Here is a 19,838-nt window from a genome sequence, read left to right as displayed (position 1 = left end):
CTAAAGCAGGTCGGCGAAACCGCCAAATTGACCGCGTTTGAAGATCAGGCCTTTACCAGTGCGATACATGACTTTTTCGACCTGACCCACAAGGATCAAGTGATCCCCCGCTTCGTGACAGGCGTGCAGGTGACAGTCGAACCGCGCCAGACAATTCTCTAGTTGCGGGCGGCCGATATGGTCAGAAACCCAATCCGCATGCGAGAAATCCTCGCCATTCCGCGCGAATTTCACAGCCTGTTCTTGTTGTTCCTCGGCCATCACGTGAATGGAATAGTGCCGACAATCCTTGAACGCATCGTATCTATTCGAGTCCTTGGCCAGACACCATAACACGAGAGGCGGGTCCAAAGACACGGATGAGAACGAATTCACCGTGATTGCGCGCGGCCCCTGTGCCGTATTGGTGGTTACAACGGTTACACCTGTGCCAAAGCACCCCAAGGCCTCGCGGAACGCGGTGCTTTGGTCTGTGGTTGGTGTAAAGGTGTTTTCCGTCATCTTCCGCTCAATCCGTGGCCGCGCATCAGGTGCCACGGCATGTGGGGATTGTCCACGAAAAGCTGAGTCTGCGGCGTATTTTTCCCGCTCAGTTCAGGTCTTCCAGCAGTCGACCGTGCTGACGCGTTGCTTCGATCACCGCCCCAAACGTGTTCATCCCGCGTGCTTGTAGCATCGGCAGCATTTTGACGAGGGCTTCAGCCGTCGCCACCGCATCACCTAGTGCCGTATGGCGCAGTTCAACCGGGATAGTGATGTCTAGCCTGTCGCACAAAGCATCCAGCGTGTGTTTGTCGCTGGCACCGAACAGCACGGCCGACAAAAGAACCGTATCAAGTATCGGGTGGTTCCAATCCACATCCATCCGTTTCGCGTGCCGTCGCAGGAACGCCATGTCAAACGGTGCATTATGGGCGACGATGACCGCATCGCGCGCGAATTTGTGGAATACGCGCCCGGCTTCCGTGATGTCCGGCGAGTCTTGGACCATCCGGTCATTGATTTTGTGCACTTTGGTCGAGGCCGGCGGGATGGGAATGCCGGGGTTCACCAGCATATCAAGGTTTTCACCCGCCACGATGCGCCCATTCACAACCCGGACTGCTCCGATCTGAACGATCTCATCCTTATGTGGTAAAAGCCCCGTGGTTTCGGTATCGAATACGACAAAACACAAGTCCCGCAACGCCTTGGAGTCAAACTCGGTATCAGCGTCAGAGTTCAACAGGTCAAAATCATAAACAAGTGGTCGGGCTGCCTCGGGCGAAATGTTGGCCGCGCTGTCTTCGAGGATCAGCATATATCCCGGCGCATCCCCCAGCGGTTTCATCCGGGCAGAAAATGTTTGCGTTCCATCAATACTCGTAAGGTCGCAGATGACTTCCCGCCCTGTTTTGGCCAAAGCAGCATAGGCGTCTTCCAACGGGCGCGGCTTCAAGTATTCAAACAGCGACGAATTCAGGCGGGGGTGGGCGATTTGCGCCAGAACTTGCGCGGCCTGTCCATCGTACAGAACGATCTTATGCGTCGGACTTGCCAGAACCATGGCAACCGGGATTTCGGTTAGTAGGGCGGTCAGTCTTTGCTTTTCGGCAGCCAAATGAGCGGTTTCGGCAGCGACAGCTTCGGCGACACCCATGGTTTTTTCCGACAACTGGCCCGCCAACCCGGCGGCGGCTGGGGCCAGATCCCCCAGATATCTTGCGGCCTGAACGTCCATGTCGGTGCTGACCCCCGCATGGGCCCGGGCACGCAGTTCAGCCGAGAGCCGCTCAATCGGTTTTGCGACGTTGTCGTCGAACAACAGCCACACCGCGACGATCAGAGCGACAAAGCCGAACGCCATGAGGGTTTCCGCAAAGACAAACGCATTGATAAGTTCGGGGTCAGCGAAACGCCGATAACTGATCCAAAGCGCAGTCGAACTGACCGCTAAGCCACCAACAGCCAGCAGGCAGAAGAAAAGGAAAATGCGCAAGCGCAGGCTTAGCCGGGTCAGCATGTTACACTCCGCAGGTGGCCTCGATGATCGGGTCGTTGGTTTCCCCCTTGATCCAGTCAGCGTTCAGCAACTGGCCGTTCGCGCTGAATTCCGCGCCGTCTGCCAAATTGGCCCGCAGATTCTGAGCGCAGTCGACGGCGACCGGCAGTTTCGAAACCGGTGACCAGCGGCCAAAGAAATAGATATCTACCAGCCGTTGATCCGGCACTTGTTCGTTGCTGCGGACCGAGGCTGTGTCGATTGCCGCAAAGCGTTCCACATAAGGCACCGCATACGTCCACGGGCGATAGAAGGCGCGGCTTTCAACTTGTTGGATGACCTCCATGCCTTCGGGCAGGGTGTCAGACGTGCGGTCGTACCACGAATATTCGCTGCTGATCGTCGCCACGATCATGCCCAGCCCAGCAGCGACAGGGGCTATCCATTTGGGCAGACGCCCTTTGACCAGCTTGTTCACCAGCATCACGACGCCCGCACAGGCGATGCCGACAAAGATTGTGGCGATCAGTTCCAGGAACATTCATTCTCTCCCAATTTCGGCTGGTTCAGCCGAGCATTCCTTTTCCATGGCCTACCGCGGATTGCATCGTTTTTACCACAACGAAGGCGTCGCGCAGATGACTTCGCTCAAAGTCAGACAAGTCAGAGGGGGGCAGGAAATTGTCCGGTGCCTTTTCGCCTTTCACAAGTCGAACCTGATGTTCTAGCCGGGTTTCGGCAATCAGATCGTAAGCGTCCAACAAGTCACGCGCGCCGGATTCGCTAAGGATGCCGGTGCTGGCTGCGGCCTTGAGCCGGGCGCGGGTATTGGCCTCGGGCAATTCCCCCTGCAGGCTGTAGATGCGCGCCAGATCCACAACAGGAACGACACCGTTAAGTTTTAGATCCAACGTGTTGCGATGCTCACCTGATCTGATTGTCGCGAAGCCGCGCAGCAGCCCCAGCGGCGGCGTGTGTTTCAGTGAATTCGAGATCATGTGCGCGACAAAGATCGAATTTGCCTTGGCCGCGGCAAGTGTGTCGGCTTGCAGGTCGTCAAACAATTCAAAAGCGCCGCCGATCGGGCGTAGGTCGAACATGACCGAGGCTAGCATCTGTGCCTCAGGGTTGGGTTTGGCGATCCAGCCTTTGAAATAGTCGCGCCATACGCGCACCGGCTGACACCAGCGCGGGTTCGTCGCCATCATGTCGCCGGGGCAATAGAAATACCCGCAGGTGTTCAGCCCGTCCGAAACGAATTTGGCCAGAGCCGCGAAATAGGCCATGTCGTCATCCGCGACGTTGTCATCCAGCATCAGGCAGTTGTCCTGATCCGATACACCCGTTTGTTCCTGTCGCCCCTGCGATCCACAGGCCAGCCACAGGTAAGGGACGGGTGGTGCGCCAAGTTCTGCTTCGGCCAGTGTCAACAACCTGCGCGTTGCCGTATCCGCTATGTCCGTGATCAGGCGCGTCACGATCTCATGGCGGTTTCCGGCGGCGACCAATTGCACCAAAAGCTGCGGGATTTCCTCGGTCACCACCGCCATTTGCTGCGCTGTCTGCGCCGAAGCGATCCGGCGGACAAGTTCGGCGGAATTCACCGCCTGATAGTGGGTCAGGTCGGTCTGCGTGACGATACCGACAAGCTGCCCACCTTCCGAGATCGGGATATGGCCAATCCCGCGCTCCATCATGATATGCAGAACGTCAGAGCCGATATCCGAGGGTAACAAGGTAATCGGATCAGCCGTCATGATACCCGACACAGGTGTGTCGTTCGGCAGCCCATCGGCCACGAATTTACCCGAGATATCGCGCAGCGTTACGATTCCAAGCAGCGCCCCGCCTTCGGTCACGCAGAGCGACGAGATGTGTTTGTCGCGCATCATCTGCGCCGCCTCGCGTACTGTTGTGTCAGGCGGGCAGGTGGCTGGGTTATGCGCCATCAAAACGTCTATGGCGCTTGTCGCCAAACTCTGAGGGCCAGACCGGGTGTCGCGGGTTCGATTGAAAAATTTGGATACGACCGGATGCCCGTCGATCAGTTCGCGTACCAGATCGGGCGGCAAAACCAACAGCACCGAGGGCGTATGCGCCTTGGCCTTCGTTGCGGCCTTTCCACCTTTTAAAAGGCCCCGTTCGCCAAAGGAGTTGCGCAATCCCAGATGAGACACGACCGCGTCATTCCCATCCTTTATCTCAACCTGTCCTTCGTAGATCACAAAGACGCCGGGCAGGGTGTGACCCAGTTCGTATACCGGGTAACCCTCTTCAACTTCCCAGACTTCGATCTGATGGGCTATCGCGTCCAGAACATCCGCTGGCAGGGCGTCATAAGGGTGTACGGATTTCAGAAACCGAGTGATCTCGTCATGGGACAGGGGCATGGGATACTCCACGGTTTCGGGGTTGAAAAATCCCGCCCGGTGGTGTGCCGGGCGGGAGTAGTCAGTCGAAAGATGCAGCCTTTGGCAAGAGGCCTTGAGGCTGCATCATGGCTCAGTGATCCTGAGCTGCGCCCGCGCCACGGGGAATGCGGATGCTTTCGACCATATCTTTGATCTCTTCCGGGGTCTCTTTGGTCGCGCCTGCTACAAAGTAGGCGACGGCAAAGTTGACCAAGGCACCGATCGCGCCGAACGAGGTCGACTTGATCGGACCCAGCAGCGGATCAGCATCTGTGAACGAGTTGGTGCCCGGAATGAACAGCCAGCCCTTGTGCAGGAAGATGTAGATCAGGGTCACAACCAGACCGGCCAGCATACCTGCGACCGCGCCGACATTGTTGATGCGGGTCGAGAAGATCCCCATCATCAGCGCCGGGAAGATCGAGGCCGCCGCCAGACCGAAGGCCAGCGCCACCGTTTGCGCCGCAAATCCCGGAGGATTCAGGCCCAGATAGGTTGCAACCGCGATGGCAACAGCCATTGCAATCCGTGCCGACAGAAGCTCTCCTTTTTCCGAGATCTGCGGGTTGATCGCACCTTTGATCAGGTCGTGGGATACCGCCGACGAGATCGCCAGCAACAGGCCCGCAGCGGTCGACAGAGCGGCCGCAAGACCACCGGCAGCGACCAGACCGATCACCCAGCTTGGCAGGTTTGCGATCTCGGGGTTAGCCAGAACCAGGATGTCACGGTTGAACTTGGTCAGCTCGTTTCCGACCCAGCCTTTTTCCTCGGCAAGTGCCTGCATGTCGGCATTTGCGTCGTTGTAGTACTGGATCTTGCCGTCGCCGTTCTTGTCTTCCCAGTCCAGCAGTCCGGTTTTCTGCCATGTCTGCATCCAGTCATAGCGTGCGTCATTGTCGATCTGCTCGACCGAAACGGCGCCACCTTCGATGCCACCATTGGGCCACATCATGTCGGTGATGTTCAGGCGGGCCATGGCACCAACTGCGGGCGCAGTCAGGTACAGCAGCGCGATGAACACCAGCGCCCAACCGGCGGACCAGCGTGCGTCAGACACCTTGGGAACGGTGAAGAAGCGCATGATGACGTGCGGCAGACCGGCGGTACCGATCATCAGCGACAGCGTGAACAGCACCATGTTCAGGGTGTCCGAATGGTGAGTGGTGTATTCGTTGAAACCCAGCTCGGTCACGATGGCGTCCAGTTTGGCCAGAAGCGGCTCACCGCTGGCGGTATCGCCAAACAGACCCAGCGCCGGAACAGGTGTTCCGGTCAGTTGCAACGAGATGAAGATCGCCGGGATCGTATAGGCCGTGATCAGCACACAGTACTGAGCGACCTGCGTGTAGGTCACACCTTTCATGCCGCCAAACACCGCATAAGCGAACACCACACAGGCACCGATCAGCAGACCGGCGGTGTTGCTGACCTCAAGGAAACGGCCAAAGGCAACGCCAACGCCGGTCATCTGACCGATCACGTAGGTCACCGACGCGACGATCAGACAGATCACAGCAACGATACGGGCGGTCTGGCTGTAGAACCGGTCGCCGATGAATTCGGACACCGTGAACTTGCCGAACTTGCGCAGATAAGGTGCCAGCAACAGGGCCAGCAGCACATAGCCGCCCGTCCACCCCATCAGGTAGGTCGAGTTGTCATAGCCGGTAAAGGCAATCAGACCCGCCATCGAGATGAACGAGGCCGCAGACATCCAGTCCGCCGCTGTCGCCATACCGTTGGTGACCGGGTGAACGCCGCGACCAGCAGCGTAGAATTCGGATGTGGAACCCGCACGGGCCCAGATCGCGATGCCGATGTACAGCGCGAAGGATGCGCCGACAAACAGCAGGTTGATGGTAAACTGGTCCATGGGACTTATTCCTCCTCAACGCCGTATTCGGCGTCCAGTTTGTTCATGCGCCAGGCGTAGTTGAAGATCAGCACCAGAAAGACCAGGATCGAACCCTGCTGGGCAAACCAAAAGCCTAGATCGGTGCCGCCCACGGAAATACCCGACAGCAGCGGACGCAGCAGAATGCCGAATCCAAAAGACACCAGCGCCCAGATCACGAGGCTGATGTAGATGAGACGCAGATTGGCCTGCCAATAGCCCTTGTCGGCCTCGGCAGTCTGCGCGGAGTTTGTTGATTGATCCGCCATCGCGGGGTCCTCCTTCGCTTCCTCCTGTTGCGACCCTTTGCCCAATCCACCGGTGCTTAGGGCCGCTTTCCGATACGCCCAAGGCCGGTTGGCATCAGGCAAAACCTCTCCGGTCCGCCAAGGCGGGTCCGATGAAGTATCCGTTTAGGAATTCAGCCCTTATTCAGGGCGGGCTGCATTCCCTTAGTTCATCGCGCTGCTGACAACTTTCTCAAGCTGGCTTGCGATGTCGTCGATATTGCCCATGGCGTTCAGTCCTTTCAGAACGCCATGGTCTCGGTAATACGTGATCAGAGGCGCAGTTTGCGCGTGATAGGCCGCAAGGCGAGAGGCGACGGTTTCGGCGTTATCATCTGCGCGACGTTTGAATTCGGAACTGCCACACTTGTCGCATTTCCCGTCGGTCGCCGGGATTTTGAACGTGTCGTGATACCCTTCACCACACATTGCACAGGTGTAACGGCCCGATATGCGCGTGACCATTTCCGTATCCTCAACCTCGAGGCTGATTGCGGCGTTGATCCTCTGGCTGGTTTCGGACAGCAACGTATCCAGTGCCTGCGCCTGAACTGTCGTGCGCGGGAAGCCGTCAAGGATGACACCCTTGCCGCAGTCCGGCTCGGCCAAACGGTCGCGCAGGATGGCGATGACAATATCGTCACTGACCAACTCGCCAGCTTCCATGACGGCTTTGGCGGCTTTGCCTGCCTCTGTTCCCGCTGCGACCGCTGCGCGTAGCAAGTCGCCGGTGCTAAGCTGAACCAGTCCGAACTTGTCTTCCAGCATCCGGGCCTGTGTTCCCTTCCCGGCACCCGGAGGGCCGAGAAGGATCAGAACAGCGGGTGTGGTGATCGTGGCAGCGTCCATCACATCCTCACTTATTTGCGCGGTTTTCGATCAGGTCTTCGACCACCGACGGATCAGCCAGCGTCGAGGTGTCACCGAGCGAGCCAAAGTCATTCTCGGCGATCTTGCGCAGGATTCGGCGCATGATTTTACCCGAGCGGGTTTTTGGCAGCCCTGGTGCCCACTGGATCACGTCCGGTGAGGCGATCGGCCCGATCTCGGTCCGTACCCAAGTGCGCAGTTCCTTCAGCAGCTCATCCGAAGGCTCGCGATCATTCATCAAGGTGACATAGCAATAGATGCCCTGACCCTTGATTTCATGGGGATATCCGACCACAGCGGCCTCGGCCACGGCAGCGTGGGCAACCAGTGCGCTCTCCACCTCGGCGGTGCCCATGCGGTGCCCCGAGACGTTGATCACGTCGTCCACGCGCCCGGTGATCCAGTAATCGCCACCCTCATCACGACGGCAACCATCTCCAGTGAAATAGTAGCCTTTGTAATCTGAGAAATAGGTCTTCTCGAACCGCTCATGATCGCCCCAGATGGTGCGCATTTGACCGGGCCAACTGTCCTTGATGCACAACACACCCTCGACCCCGTTGCCTTGGATCTCGACACCCGACTGGGGGTCCAGAACCACCGGCTGCACGCCAAAGAAGGGCTTCATTGCCGAGCCGGGCTTGGTCGCATGTGCACCGGGCAGGGGGGTCATCATGTGACCGCCGGTTTCAGTCTGCCACCAAGTATCAACGATCGGGCATTTGCCTTTGCCGACCACGTCATTGTACCAGTTCCACGCTTCTGGGTTGATTGGTTCACCCACCGTGCCCAGCAGGCGCAGGTCGCTGAGGTCGTGCTTTTCAACAAACTCGTTGCCCTGACCCATCAGCGCGCGGATCGCGGTAGGGGCGGTGTAGAATTGGTTGACCTTGTGCTTGGCGCAAACCTCCCAAAAGCGGCCTGCATCAGGATAGGTCGGGACGCCTTCGAACATCAGTGTAGTCGCGCCGTTGGCCAGCGGGCCATACACGATATAGCTGTGGCCGGTAACCCAGCCCACATCCGCCGTACACCAATAGATGTCGCCGTCGTGGTAATCGAACGTCACCTCGTGGGTCAGCGATGCATAAACTATGTAGCCGCCAGTGGTGTGTACAACGCCCTTGGGCTGACCTGTCGAACCAGAGGTATAGAGGATGAACAACGGGTCTTCGGCATTCATTTCCGCCGGAGCGCAATAGTCATCCGCCTCAAGCGCCATTTCGTTATAGTCAAAGTCGCGACCGCTGATCCACGTGGTCTGGCCGTTAGTGCGCTTGACCACGAGGCATTTTACGGTGTCCTTGCAGTGCAGCAGTGCCGCATCGGCGTTGGATTTCAGCGGGGTCTTGCGGCCTCCACGCGGCGCTTCGTCTGCTGTGATTACAACCTTCGCGTCGCAGCCATTGATCCGCGCCGCCAGAGCGTCCGGCGAGAAACCTGCAAACACAATAGAATGGATCGCGCCGATCCGCGCACAAGCCAGCATCGCATAGGCTGCTTCGGGGACCATCGGCAGATAGATCACCACGCGGTCGCCCTTGCGCACACCCATCGACTCGAGGATATTTGCCATCCGGCAGGTGCGACGGTGCAGTTCTGAATAGGTGATATGCTGGGCCGCGTCATTCGGATCATCCGGCTCCCAGATGATCGCTGTTTGATCGCCGCGGGTTTCAAGGTGGCGATCCAAACAGTTGGCTGAAACGTTCAGCGTTCCATCAGCAAACCAGTTGATTCCAACCGAGCCGAAATCATAGCTGACATCTTTGACCTGTGTGAAAGGTTTGATCCAATCGATACGCTTTCCCTGCTCGCCCCAAAAGGCGTCAGGATCGTTGACGGAGGCTGCGTACATTTCGGAATATTTGTCAGCATCGACATGTGCACGCGCAACGGTTTCTGCGGATGGCGGATAAACTTTGGCATCTGCCTGGGCAGCGGTTGTCATTCTGAGGCTCCTCCCTCTAGGACTGAAATTTACGGGCCCGATTTTGCCTGCTGATTTAGCAATGTCGACCCGCATCCTCCCGGTACCGAATAATACGGAGAACTGAAAACAAGGGAATAAATTACAGAAAACTAAGGACTAGTTTGTAAATAAATTTCTGAGCATCGTGGATGTTAGAAAATGAAATTAGAAATCTCATTTAAAGATAGAGCAAAAACAAATACTTAGATGTAACAGAATTGACATGTAAAAGCTGACATCTGAGCCATAGGCAATAGGTATTAGAAAATCATCTTTTGGTTGTTAGCGCCCAACAGATTCGAGGAACAAGAGGATGTACTGTGTGCCGGGGGTTGGCACGTTCAGATGTTGGCGCTAGCTTTGTTCCCAAGCGCCCCGGTAGGAGGCGCAACAAAGGGAGAAATCATGATGAATAAGATGTTGAGCGGTGCCGCCGTCGCCGCTTTGACCGTTGCTTTCGTGTCCGAAGCCGCGGCAACCGAATGGAGCGCCTCGGTCTGGGGCAAGCGCCGCGCCTTTACCGAGCATGTTGAGAAGCTGGCCGAGCTGGTCAGCGAAAAGACAGGCGGCGAATTTACGATTAATGTCAGCTATGGCGGTTTGTCAAAGCCGCGTGAAAACCTGGATGGGATCGAGATTGGAGCCTTTGAGATGGCTCAGTTCTGCGCTGGGTATCACCGCGACAAGAACCGGGCGATCACGGTTCTGGAGTTGCCGTTCCTTGGCGTTAACACGTTGGACGAAGAAGTGGCCGTCAGCCATGCCGTTTACGACCATCCCGCGGTCAAGGATGAGATGGCTCAGTGGAACGCGCGTATCATCATGACTTCGCCGATGCCGCAGTATAACCTTGTTGGCACGGGCGATCCGCGCGCAACCTTGGCGGACTTCGATGGCATGCGGGTCCGTGCGACGGGCGGTCTGGGGCAGGCATTCGAGGCCGTTGGCGGCGTACCGACATCGGTTCCCGCGACCGAGGCGTTCAACGCGATGGAATCAGGTGTTGTTGACACTGTTGCATTTGCCCAGCACGCACACCTGTCCTTTGGAACCATCAACGAAGCTGACTGGTGGACTGCCAACTTGAACCCCGGCACTGTTAACTGTCCCGTTGTCGTAAACATCGACGCGTATGAGGCCCTGCCGGCCGAGCACCGTGAAGCGCTCAACAGTTCGATCGACGAGGCGATTGAGCATTACCTTGCCAACTATGGCGGGCTGTTGGAGCAGTGGGACGGCGTTTTGTCCGAAAAGGGTGTAGAGAAGGTCATGATTGACGATGCGGTGATCGAAGAATTCCGCACGAAGGCCGCCGATCCGATCCGTGAACAGTGGATTGCTGACATGTCTGCGCAGGGTTTGCCTGCACAGGACTTGTATGATCTGGTTCAAACCACGCTGCAACAGCAGCGCAGCGGAAACTGACCTGCATGTTCCGGGTGCCTGACAGGGCACCCGGATACCAATAAAAAATAAGGGGATCACCGGAATGGCAGGACAGGCCACGGTGCTGGAAGATGGCAGTCGCCTGAGCCGGCTCGATCACCATCTGCTGAGGATAGAGCGGTTTCTTGCCCTGATAAGCGGCCTTGCCGTCTTTGGCCTGATGGTTCTTGCGGTTGTGTCAGTTAGCGGACGCAACGCTTTCAACGCGCCTTTACCCGGCTATGTGGACTGGATCGAACAGGCCATGCCACTGATTGCGTTTCTTGGCGTGTCTTTCGTTCAGCGCGACGGGGGCCATATCCGCATGGATATCGTGATCTCTCGCCTGCACGGTCGGGCGCTTTGGCTGTTCGAACTGATCTCAGTCATTCTTATCCTTGTGTTGATGCTGGCACTTGTCTGGGGAAGCTGGTCGCATTTCGACCGTTCGTTCGATTTCGGTGCACCATTGTGGAGCCGCGACAGCTCGATCGACATTGGTATCCCGCTTTGGCCTGCAAAATTGTTGGCGCCGGTCGCGTTCTCTGTGCTGTGCGTGCGTTTGGTCCTGCAAATCTGGGGATATGGGCGGGCCTTTGTTCTTGGGTTGGAAAACCCCGTGGCCGTGCCCTTGATTCAGGATGCCGCCGCGCAAGCCGCAGCCGAAGCTGAGCAATTTGAGGGGCAGGACGGGTAGATGGACAGTATTGACATCGGGCTCTGGGTCACCGGTGGCCTGCTTGTATTGGTCGTTACCGGTATGCGCGTGGCCTTTGCCGCTGGGCTGGCTGGCTTGGTGGGTTTGGTCTGGATTTTCTGGGCCAAGTTCGGTTACGACCCGGACCGGTTCGGCAAGGCTCTGACGGTTGCCGTCAAAACGGCGGGGCAGGTGCCGCATTCCAAAGTCGCAGCCCACACCCTTAGCCTGATCCCGACCTTCATCCTGATCGGGTACCTTGCTTACTATGCAGGCCTGACCCGCGCATTGTTCGAGGCGGCCAAGCGTTGGATCGCCTGGGTGCCCGGGGGGTTGGCGGTGTCTACCGTATTCGCCACGGCGGGCTTCGCGGCTGTATCCGGAGCTTCGGTTGCGACGTCAGCAGTATTCGCGCGCATCGCGATCCCCGAGATGCTGAAGGTCGGATACAACAAGCAATTCGCTGCAGGTGTAGTGGCGGCTGGGGGAACTTTGGCGTCTTTGATCCCACCTTCTGCGATCCTCGTGATCTATGCCATCATCGTTGAACAGGACGTCGGAAAACTCCTGTTAGCCGGTTTCATTCCGGGCGCGTTCTCGGCTGTGGTCTATGGTTTGCTGATCGTGGGGATTGCGGTGGTATTCAAGACCGTTGGCCCACCGGTCACCGGCTTTACATGGAAACAGCGTTTTGCCGCGCTGCCGGGTGCCTTTCCGATCGTCGCCGTGATCCTGATCATCATCTGTTTCGTCTACAACCCATTTGGTGAAAAAGCCTGGGGTACACCGACCGAAGGCGGAGCAATCGGCGCGTTTATCGTGTTCTGCTTCGCTCTTTTCCACGGGATGCGCTGGACCGAGTTGAAGTCCGCGCTGCTTGAGACCGCAAAGCTGACGGCGATGATCTTCTCGATCATCTGGGGTGTTTTGATCTATGTGCGCTTCTTGGGTTTTGCCGATTTGCCAGGCGCATTCTCAGATTGGATCACCGGGTTGGAAATGTCCCCGATGCTGATCCTGATTTGTATCCTGCTCGCCTATGCGGTGCTGGGGATGTTCATGGATGCCATCGGGATGCTCTTGCTAACCTTGCCGGTTGTTTACCCGGCGGTCATGGCACTGAACGGTGGCGAGACTGTTAGCGCAGCAGATAGTGCTTTTGGCATGTCCGGGCCGATGTGCGCCATCTGGTTTGGAATCCTTGTGGTCAAGATGGCCGAGTTCTGCCTCATCACACCACCGATCGGTTTGAATTGCTTTGTTGTTGCAGGTGTACGCCCAGACCTGAGTGTTCAGGACGTTTTCAAAGGGGTGACCCCCTTCTTTGTCGCAGACGCGGTCACTATCGCATTGCTTGTCGCGTTCCCGGGCATAGTTCTCTATCTTCCGTCGCTTGCCAGTTAGCAACTTGTATTTTGCGAGGCTCTGCCTCGCGCTCCGGGATATTTTTGGCCAGATGAAGAACGGATCCCGCACTTCATCTGGCTCTAAATATCCCGGGGGAGTCGCCCGCAGGGCGGCGGGGGCAGAGCCCCCAATCAACCTGCTCGCATCAACATTCCGTACAGGTCGCGCGGATCGTCAGGGTCAGCCAGCATATCGAGCGGCTCGTAGAAACCTGTCCCGTCGATTGCGGTTTTGATGTAGCGCAGGGCCGAGAAATCCTCGATTGCAAAACCGACACTGTCAAACAGGGTGATTTGCCGGTCGTCGCGTCGACCCAGCGCTTGACCTGTTATGACCTGCCACATTTCGGTAACGGGGTGATCCTGATCAAGCGCCTGAATTTCACCTTCAATGCGGGTTTGTTCAGGATATTCGACGAAAATCTCTGACCTTAACAGGATATCCCGGTGCAGTTCGGTTTTGCCGGGGCAGTCACCACCGATGGCATTGATGTGAACGCCGGGCCCGACCATGTTATCGGTCAGAATTGTTGCGTACTTCTTGTCGGCGGTGCAGGTGGTGATGATCTGAGCACCCTCAATGGCGTCTTCAGGCGTTTTGCAGCAGACGACCGTTAAGCCAGACGCCTTGAGGTTCGAGGCGCATTTCTGAGTTGCATTTGGATCGGTGTCATACAAGCGCACCGTATCAATTCCGCACATTGCCTTGAAGGCCAGGCATTGGAATTCGGACTGAGCACCATTGCCGATCATAGCCATCGTTTTGGCCGATTTCGGAGCCAGATAGCTGCCCACAAGCGCAGAGGTCGCCGCGGTTCGCAATGCCGTCAAAAGGGTCATCTCGGTCAGCAATGTGGGATAGCCGGTATACACGTCGGCCAGCAGACCAAAGGCCGTGACGGTTTGCAGCCCTTCTGACGTGTTTTTAGGATGACCGTTGACGTATTTGAACCCGTAGGCCTCACCGTCCGATGTTGGCATAAGCTCGATAACGCCATGCGGTGAGTGTGCAGGTATACGCGGTGTTTTGTCGAAACTTTCCCACCGCTTAAAGTCGGCTTCGATCTGGGTCGCGATCTGCGTGATCATGCGCTCGACGCCGATGTGGTGCACCAATCGCATCATGTTGTCGACAGAAACAAATGGCACCAGTGCCTTGTCAGAGGGTTGTGTCATCAAAAACTCCGGGTCGGGCGGTCAAAGATTCGACGCCCCAGCAAAGAGGCGGCCAGATCGACCATTAGTTTTGCGGTTCTACCGCGTTCATCCAAAAAGGGGTTCAGCTCAACCAAGTCCAATGAGCACACAAGGCCGCTTTCGTGTAGAAGCTCCATAACCAGATGCGCTTCGCGTTCGGTTGCGCCGCCGGGAACGGTCGTGCCGACGGCCGGTGCGATCGAGGGGTCGAGGAAATCCACATCGAGCGAAACATGCAGGATTCCGTTTGCTGCGCGTACCCTGTCAAGGAATGCCATCAGAGGGGCTTTGATTCCATGTTCGTCGATGCTGCGCATGTCGGCCAGCATCGCGTTGTCCTGCTCAAGCCTTTGCCGCTCGGCTGGGTCCACAGAACGTAGTCCGATCATGCCAACGCGATCGGTTGGAACTGGGACTGTTACCGCCGGAAAGCCATCAAAACCCGGCTGACCGGTGAAATAGGCGACCGGTGTGCCGTGCAGGTTGCCGCTGTCGGTGCTGCCGGGGGTGTGGAAGTCGCTATGCGCATCCAGCCAGAGCACAAAAAGGGGCCGGTCAATTCCGTTGGCATATTCAGAAATGCCTTTGACCGTGCCCATCGACAAAGCGTGGTCGCCGCCCATAAAGATAGGCAGTCCCTTTGCCGCGGTTTCCTGGGCAACGCGACTTAGCGCGTGCGTCCAGCCCACGCATTCCGGCAGGGCAAAGAGGTGATCATGCGGCGGTATGTCAGTGTCGTCTGCCCGGATGTCACCGACGTCCTGAACCGTATGTCCCAAGTTTGCCAGAGCCTGTTCCAATCCTGCCACCCGATAAGCGTCAGGACCCATTCGACAACCTTGCCGGCGTTTCCCCGCATCCATCGGAGCGCCGACCAATATTACGTTTCCTGTATCCATATTACTATCTAATCACTCGTTGCGGGTTGCGAATAGACTGCAAAGTGTTCAAAAAGGTATCTGTCAATACAAAGTGAGAAGTAAGTATGGACGATTTGGATGGTCGATTGCTCAGTGCTTTGCACCGTGATGCGCGTGCGTCGTTGTCAGAGCTTGCCGAAACGCTGGGTGTAACGCGCGCGACAGTGCGCAACCGCTTGCAGCGTCTCAAGCAGTCGGGTGAAATCGTGGGTTTTACCGTGCTGACCCGGCAAGATGTGGCGCAAAGCCCGGTTCGAGGCTTGATGACGCTTGAGATCGAAGGTCGTGGCACCGAACGGACCATGTCGCGGATCGCGGCTTTGCCGCAGGTTCGCGCTGTGCATTCGACCAACGGAAGCTGGGATTTGATTGCGGAAATCGGGACCGAAACCTTGGCCGAATTGGATGAGATCCTTTTTCAAATTCGGCGGATGGAAGGGATCACCCGTTCTGAAACCAATCTGCTGCTCTCGACCCGCAAGGGACGCGTCTGACGCCCGTAGTGCTTTGACGTTCAATGAAATTGTGCAACAGTTTCCCAGCGTAGAGATACGCCCGAGTGACCATAGCCGGGCCTGAGAGCAGGGGAACATCATGACGACGCAGGACACAGGCGAAGAACTGTGGGCGGTTCGCTGGGCCGAACGTGCGACAGGTTTTCTTGAGCGACCTCTGGTCCGTATCGCAATTCCGGTGTTGGTCACATTGATCGCGCTGGTCGTTTTGCATGAGCTGTCGTCGCATGTGAAATGGTCAGACGTTCAGACAGACGTGGCGAATACGTCTTGGAAACTGATGTTCTTTGCCGTCTGCTGGACGGCATTCAGCTTTGTTTCCCTGTCCATGTACGACGTTTTTGCAGTGCAAAGCGTGGCGGATGGTGAAGTTCCCTTGCCCGTCGCGGGGATGGCGGGGGCATGTGGTTATGCCGTGTCGAACTGTTTGGGCTTTTCCTACATCACGGGAACGGCGATCAGGTACCGCATTTATGCCTCACTTGGACTGGACCTTGGGCGGGTTGCGGGTGTTATCGCTACATCGTGGATAGCGTTCTGGTCAGGTATGGTCTTGTTGCTGGGCTGCCTGTTGACCCTTCATCCTGACGGGATTTCCAAGATACTGCCGATCAACGAAACTGTCGAAACTGTCATAGGTATCGGTCTTCTTATCGGCCTTGCGACGTTGTTGATTTGGTTGGCAAAGGGCGGGCGCAGGCTGGCCTATGGTGGGCTGGGGTTCAATCTGCCCGGTGGGAAATTGGCCGGATTGCTAACCCTAGCGGCCATTGGTGATCTGTTCGGAGCGTCCATGACGCTATATGTCCTGATGCCAGATGATCTGGGCATCGGTTTCCCGTTCTTTTTTGCTGTGTACATTGGCGCCATCGCGGTCGGTATTCTAAGCCACGCTCCGGGCGGAATAGGCGCGTTTGAGGCAACGCTGATCGCAGGGCTGGGGGCCTCGGGCCGCTCGGACGTCATTGCTGCGTTGTTGCTGTACCGGTTGGTTTATACGTTCCTGCCGTTTGCTATCGCCAGCCTTTCAATCGCGGTCGCGTCTGCCATGACGCATCGTCGCAGAATTGGCGGAGCCGCCACGTGGGTTTACCGCGTCCTGCGCCCCATCGTGCCGATGGTCGCTGCGGGTGTGTCAGCCGTTGCCGGGGTGATCCTGCTTGTTTCTGGGGCGCTTCCGACCAGCAGCCAAAACCTTGGGGTCCTGCGGGACTTCTTGCCTTTATCTTTTGTCGAGGCGTCGCACCTTGCAGGAAGCGCGGTTGGCGTTCTGTTGATCCTTGTCTCGCGCGGGCTGTTCCGAAAACTCTATCGTGCTTGGATCGTGGCCATGCTGCTGATGGTTGTCGGCTTTTTTGCGTCGCTGACCAAGGGCCTGGATACGCATGAAGCCGTTAGTATGCTGGGTACAATCGGTTTGCTTGCCATGTTCCGAGGCGCATTCTATCGCGTCAGCGGTGCGTCGATTTTCAGGTTGAATATCCCATGGCTTGTCAGTGTGATTGCCCTGCTGGCGGTCATTTTCTGGATCGGTTTGTTCGCCTATTCCCACGTGGAATATCAAAATTCCCTATGGTGGGAGTTCGCGTGGAACGGTGACGCGTCTCGTTTCCTGCGCTCCAGCCTGATTGTGGCGGTTATTTTGGGCGTGGTTGCTGTGAACACGCTGTTTGGAAGGGAGATTCCACCACCAGTTCGCACCGAGATCCCCAAAGCGGTCGAACGTCTGGCGATGGAAAGCGAAGATACCGAGGCGCAAATCTCATTGACTGGCGACAAGCAGTTTTTGATGTCGCCCGAGGAAAACGCTTTTCTGGCCTACGCCGATACTGGCAATGCCCTGATCAGCAAGGGCGAGCCTGTCGGTGATGAGACCGCCGGCCAGCAACTGATTTGGCAACTTCGTGAAATGGCGGATCGTGAGGGCAAGCTTTGTGCGTTTTACAGTGTTTCGACCAAATACCTGCCGACTTTTCTTGATCTGGGTCTGTCGATTCTGAAAATCGGTGAGGTCGCGCGTGTGCCGCTGAATGACTTTTCCTTGGACGGAAAGTCGCGCAAACGCTTCCGTCAGGCCAAAAACCGGGCCGAGCGTGAGGGGTATGTGTTCGAAATCATCCCGAAAGAGCAGCTTGCACCGGTTCTGCCCGAGTTGCGGAAGATTTCCGATGATTGGCTCGCGCAAAAAGCAGGTGAAGAAAAGGGGTTCGCCCTCGGTGGGTTTGACGACGAATACCTTTCGTATTTTGACCATGCGGTTCTGCGTAACGGGGCGACAGGCGAAATCGTTGCGTTTGCCAATCTGTTTCAGGGCGGGCACAAGTCTGAACTGTCACTGGACCTGATGCGGTATGAACCCGACAGTCCCAGCTTTGTCATGGACGCCTTGTTTGCCGAGATGATGTCGTGGGGGGCAGAGCAGGGGTTCCAATGGTTTTCGCTGGGTGCCGCGCCATTTTCAGGGATCGAAAACCGTCAGCTTGCATCGATCTGGAACCGCATTGGTGGGTTCGTGTATGAACATGGTGAACAGTTTTATCACTTTGAGGGGCTGCGGTCCTTCAAACAGAAATTCGATCCGGACTGGAGCCCGAACTATCTGGCCAGCCCCGGCGGTCTGGCGGCCCCCCGAATATTGTATGAGGTGAACATCCTTATCTCAGGCGGGTTGAGGGGCCTGACGAAATAGCGATCAATTCAGGCTGACCCCAGTCGGTGCTTCTTGCAGCAGGTCGCCCCAATCCGTGCGGTATGCCATTTCTGCCAATACGGTCTCGGGCAGGAATTCCTGATTCTGACGAATCTGCCAACCACCGCCCAGACCCTTGTAGACTGCGACCAGATTGCTGGAGACCTGCTGTCTGGCTTCAATCAAATTGGCCTGTGACCGCAGCAGCGCGGTTTGCGTGTTCAGGATGCGGGAATAGCTGGCAGCCCCATCGCGGTACTGATCCACCGCAATCTCAGCCGCCTTGCGTGAGGCCGCGACGCTGTTTTCATAAAAGCCGACCTGCTTGCGGGACTGAGAATAGGCGACCATCGCGCTTTCGACTTCGGAATAGGCCGTCAGGACAGTGTTCTGGTAATTTGCGATAAGGGCTTGATAGGCCGCGTCCTGCGCGCGGACGTTGTTCTTGATCCGGCCATAGTTCAGGACGTTCCAGACCACCCCGGCATTGGCAAGCCCGGTCGTGCTGGCCGCCGAAAACAAATCGCGGCCGCCCGATGCCTGCACTCCGATAGAACCCGACAAGATAAACTGTGGGTAAAGGTCCGCGAGAGCAATCCCAACTTGCGCCGATTGCGTAGCTGCCGCCAATTCAGCCGCGCGCACGTCCGGGCGGCGCCGCAAAAGCTCTGCCGGTACGCCAACGGATACATTGGACCGAGCGGACGGAATGCGGCCAGAACTTCCCAACAGGCCGGACATACGTGACGGGGTCGCGCCCAGCAGCACCGCCAGCGCGTTCTTTGTTTGCTGCAAGTCGCTTTCGATTGCGGGGACCAGAGCCTTGGTGTTGTTCAGCAGCGCTTGAGACTCCTGTACATCCAGCTCAGTCGTGACGCCGTTCTTGAACCGCAGTTCGGTCAGGTTCGCGCTTTCCTGCTGCAACTGAATGTTCTCACGTGAGACAGAGAGCGACTCTTGCAACGCACGGATATTGACGTAAAGCGCGGCAACATCGCCCGTCAAAGTAACCAAGGCGTCGTCATAGTTGGCGACCTGAAGCGCAAGGTTAGATCGTGCTGCCTGCACACCCCGCCGTTGTGCCCCCCAGACATCCAGCTCCCATTGTGCATCAAAGCCGACTTGCGAGGTCGAAAATTCGGTATCCAAAGGGATGATCCGGTTGATGTCCGAAATCGGCCCAAGGTTTTCGCTGATTTGACGCCGTTCGATCGAGCCGCCGATAGCCTGTGATTGCGGATAAAGCTCGCCAAACGCGATACCCAACTGCGCGCGGGCCTGCAAAACGCGGGCACCTGCCACTTGCAGGTCAAGGTTCTGGGCATAGGCTTCTGCGATCAGCTTGTTCAAGGTGGGGTCGTTGAATGTCTCCCACCAGCGGACCACGGGGGCGCTGCGCGAGGTCAAGCCACTGGGCCCTGTGCTTGGGCTGTTCACCTCGATCCATTCCTTCACGACCGGAGAGTTCGGCCGCACGAAATCGGGGCCAACTGGTGTGCACGCCACAAGCAATGCCGCGCTTAGTGCTGTCCCGATGATCCTGCTGCGGAAGTTGGCCCGGTTCATGCTGT

At 57.2% G+C, this 19,838-nt stretch carries 16 protein-coding genes; 5 read left to right on the top strand and 11 right to left on the bottom strand.

Features of this window, described 5'->3' with window-relative positions; all coding sequences use genetic code 11:
* The 8 genes from RUESEDTHA_RS00625 to acs all read right to left on the bottom strand — a co-directional run bounded on the left by RUESEDTHA_RS00625 (position 1) and on the right by acs (position 9,397).
* Positions 1-501: a flavin reductase family protein gene (locus tag RUESEDTHA_RS00625; RefSeq protein ID WP_171121160.1), complete on the bottom strand. Its 501-nt coding sequence runs from the start codon at positions 499-501 to the stop codon at positions 1-3.
* Between the two features lie 88 nt (positions 502-589).
* Entirely contained in the window at positions 590-2,002 is a 1,413-nt protein-coding gene (locus RUESEDTHA_RS00620; protein ID WP_180883546.1) for a 3'-5' exonuclease, read from the bottom strand.
* A gap of 1 nt (position 2,003) precedes the next feature.
* A complete protein-coding gene (locus RUESEDTHA_RS00615; protein WP_180883545.1) occupies positions 2,004-2,522 on the bottom strand; it encodes a hypothetical protein in 519 nt (172 codons plus the stop codon).
* A 25-nt stretch (positions 2,523-2,547) separates the two neighbouring features.
* Positions 2,548-4,371: a DUF294 nucleotidyltransferase-like domain-containing protein gene (locus RUESEDTHA_RS00610; protein WP_180883544.1), complete on the bottom strand. Its 1,824-nt coding sequence runs from the start codon at positions 4,369-4,371 to the stop codon at positions 2,548-2,550.
* Positions 4,372-4,483: 112 nt separating this feature from the next.
* Complete coding sequence (locus RUESEDTHA_RS00605) at positions 4,484-6,268, bottom strand: sodium:solute symporter family protein (RefSeq protein WP_180883543.1); 1,785 nt, start codon at positions 6,266-6,268, stop codon at positions 4,484-4,486.
* A gap of 5 nt (positions 6,269-6,273) precedes the next feature.
* Positions 6,274-6,558 (bottom strand): DUF4212 domain-containing protein, encoded by a 285-nt coding sequence (locus RUESEDTHA_RS00600; protein ID WP_171121165.1) that lies wholly within the window; start codon positions 6,556-6,558, stop codon positions 6,274-6,276.
* Positions 6,559-6,741: 183 nt separating this feature from the next.
* On the bottom strand, positions 6,742-7,425 hold the full coding sequence (locus tag RUESEDTHA_RS00595) for an adenylate kinase (protein ID WP_180883542.1): 684 nt from the start codon (positions 7,423-7,425) through the stop codon (positions 6,742-6,744).
* Positions 7,426-7,432: 7 nt separating this feature from the next.
* Positions 7,433-9,397, bottom strand: a complete 1,965-nt coding sequence (acs, locus tag RUESEDTHA_RS00590) for an acetate--CoA ligase (RefSeq protein ID WP_180883541.1) — start codon at positions 9,395-9,397, stop codon at positions 7,433-7,435.
* 429 nt (positions 9,398-9,826) lie between these two features.
* On the opposite strand from acs, the gene dctP reads away from it, so the two are divergent.
* The 3 genes from dctP (at position 9,827) to RUESEDTHA_RS00575 (ending at position 12,944) form a co-directional block, all read left to right on the top strand.
* Positions 9,827-10,843 carry a TRAP transporter substrate-binding protein DctP gene (gene dctP, locus RUESEDTHA_RS00585; RefSeq protein WP_180883540.1) on the top strand — a complete coding sequence of 339 codons (1,017 nt, stop codon included), beginning with the start codon at positions 9,827-9,829 and terminating at the stop codon, positions 10,841-10,843.
* A gap of 64 nt (positions 10,844-10,907) precedes the next feature.
* Positions 10,908-11,540 (top strand): TRAP transporter small permease subunit, encoded by a 633-nt coding sequence (locus RUESEDTHA_RS00580; RefSeq protein ID WP_180883539.1) that lies wholly within the window; start codon positions 10,908-10,910, stop codon positions 11,538-11,540.
* Positions 11,541-12,944 carry a TRAP transporter large permease gene (locus RUESEDTHA_RS00575; RefSeq protein WP_180883538.1) on the top strand — a complete coding sequence of 468 codons (1,404 nt, stop codon included), beginning with the start codon at positions 11,541-11,543 and terminating at the stop codon, positions 12,942-12,944.
* A gap of 134 nt (positions 12,945-13,078) precedes the next feature.
* On the opposite strand, the gene RUESEDTHA_RS00570 is transcribed toward RUESEDTHA_RS00575, so the two are convergent.
* On the bottom strand, positions 13,079-14,122 hold the full coding sequence (locus RUESEDTHA_RS00570) for an ornithine cyclodeaminase (protein ID WP_180883537.1): 1,044 nt from the start codon (positions 14,120-14,122) through the stop codon (positions 13,079-13,081).
* Complete coding sequence (gene rocF / locus RUESEDTHA_RS00565) at positions 14,122-15,042, bottom strand: arginase (RefSeq protein WP_180883536.1); 921 nt, start codon at positions 15,040-15,042, stop codon at positions 14,122-14,124. The genes RUESEDTHA_RS00570 and rocF overlap by 1 nt, the downstream gene beginning before the upstream one ends.
* Positions 15,043-15,128: 86 nt before the next feature.
* Between rocF and RUESEDTHA_RS00560 the strand changes: the two genes are divergently transcribed.
* Both RUESEDTHA_RS00560 and mprF read left to right on the top strand, forming a co-directional pair.
* The gene (locus RUESEDTHA_RS00560) at positions 15,129-15,557 is read left to right on the top strand and encodes an Lrp/AsnC family transcriptional regulator (RefSeq protein ID WP_171121173.1); all 429 of its coding nucleotides are present in this window, start codon (positions 15,129-15,131) and stop codon (positions 15,555-15,557) included.
* A gap of 100 nt (positions 15,558-15,657) precedes the next feature.
* Positions 15,658-18,267, top strand: coding sequence for a bifunctional lysylphosphatidylglycerol flippase/synthetase MprF (gene mprF / locus RUESEDTHA_RS00555; RefSeq protein ID WP_180883535.1), 2,610 nt, complete (start codon positions 15,658-15,660; stop codon positions 18,265-18,267).
* A gap of 3 nt (positions 18,268-18,270) precedes the next feature.
* On the opposite strand, the gene RUESEDTHA_RS00550 is transcribed toward mprF, so the two are convergent.
* Positions 18,271-19,833 carry an efflux transporter outer membrane subunit gene (locus RUESEDTHA_RS00550; RefSeq protein WP_180883534.1) on the bottom strand — a complete coding sequence of 521 codons (1,563 nt, stop codon included), beginning with the start codon at positions 19,831-19,833 and terminating at the stop codon, positions 18,271-18,273.
* Positions 19,834-19,838: the final 5 nt, after the last annotated feature.

Source organism: Ruegeria sp. THAF57 (assembly GCF_903914075.1).
Taxonomy (GTDB): domain Bacteria; phylum Pseudomonadota; class Alphaproteobacteria; order Rhodobacterales; family Rhodobacteraceae; genus Ruegeria.
Note: the sequence above shows the minus strand (reverse complement) of the source record. Positions and strands in the feature narration are given on the sequence as shown.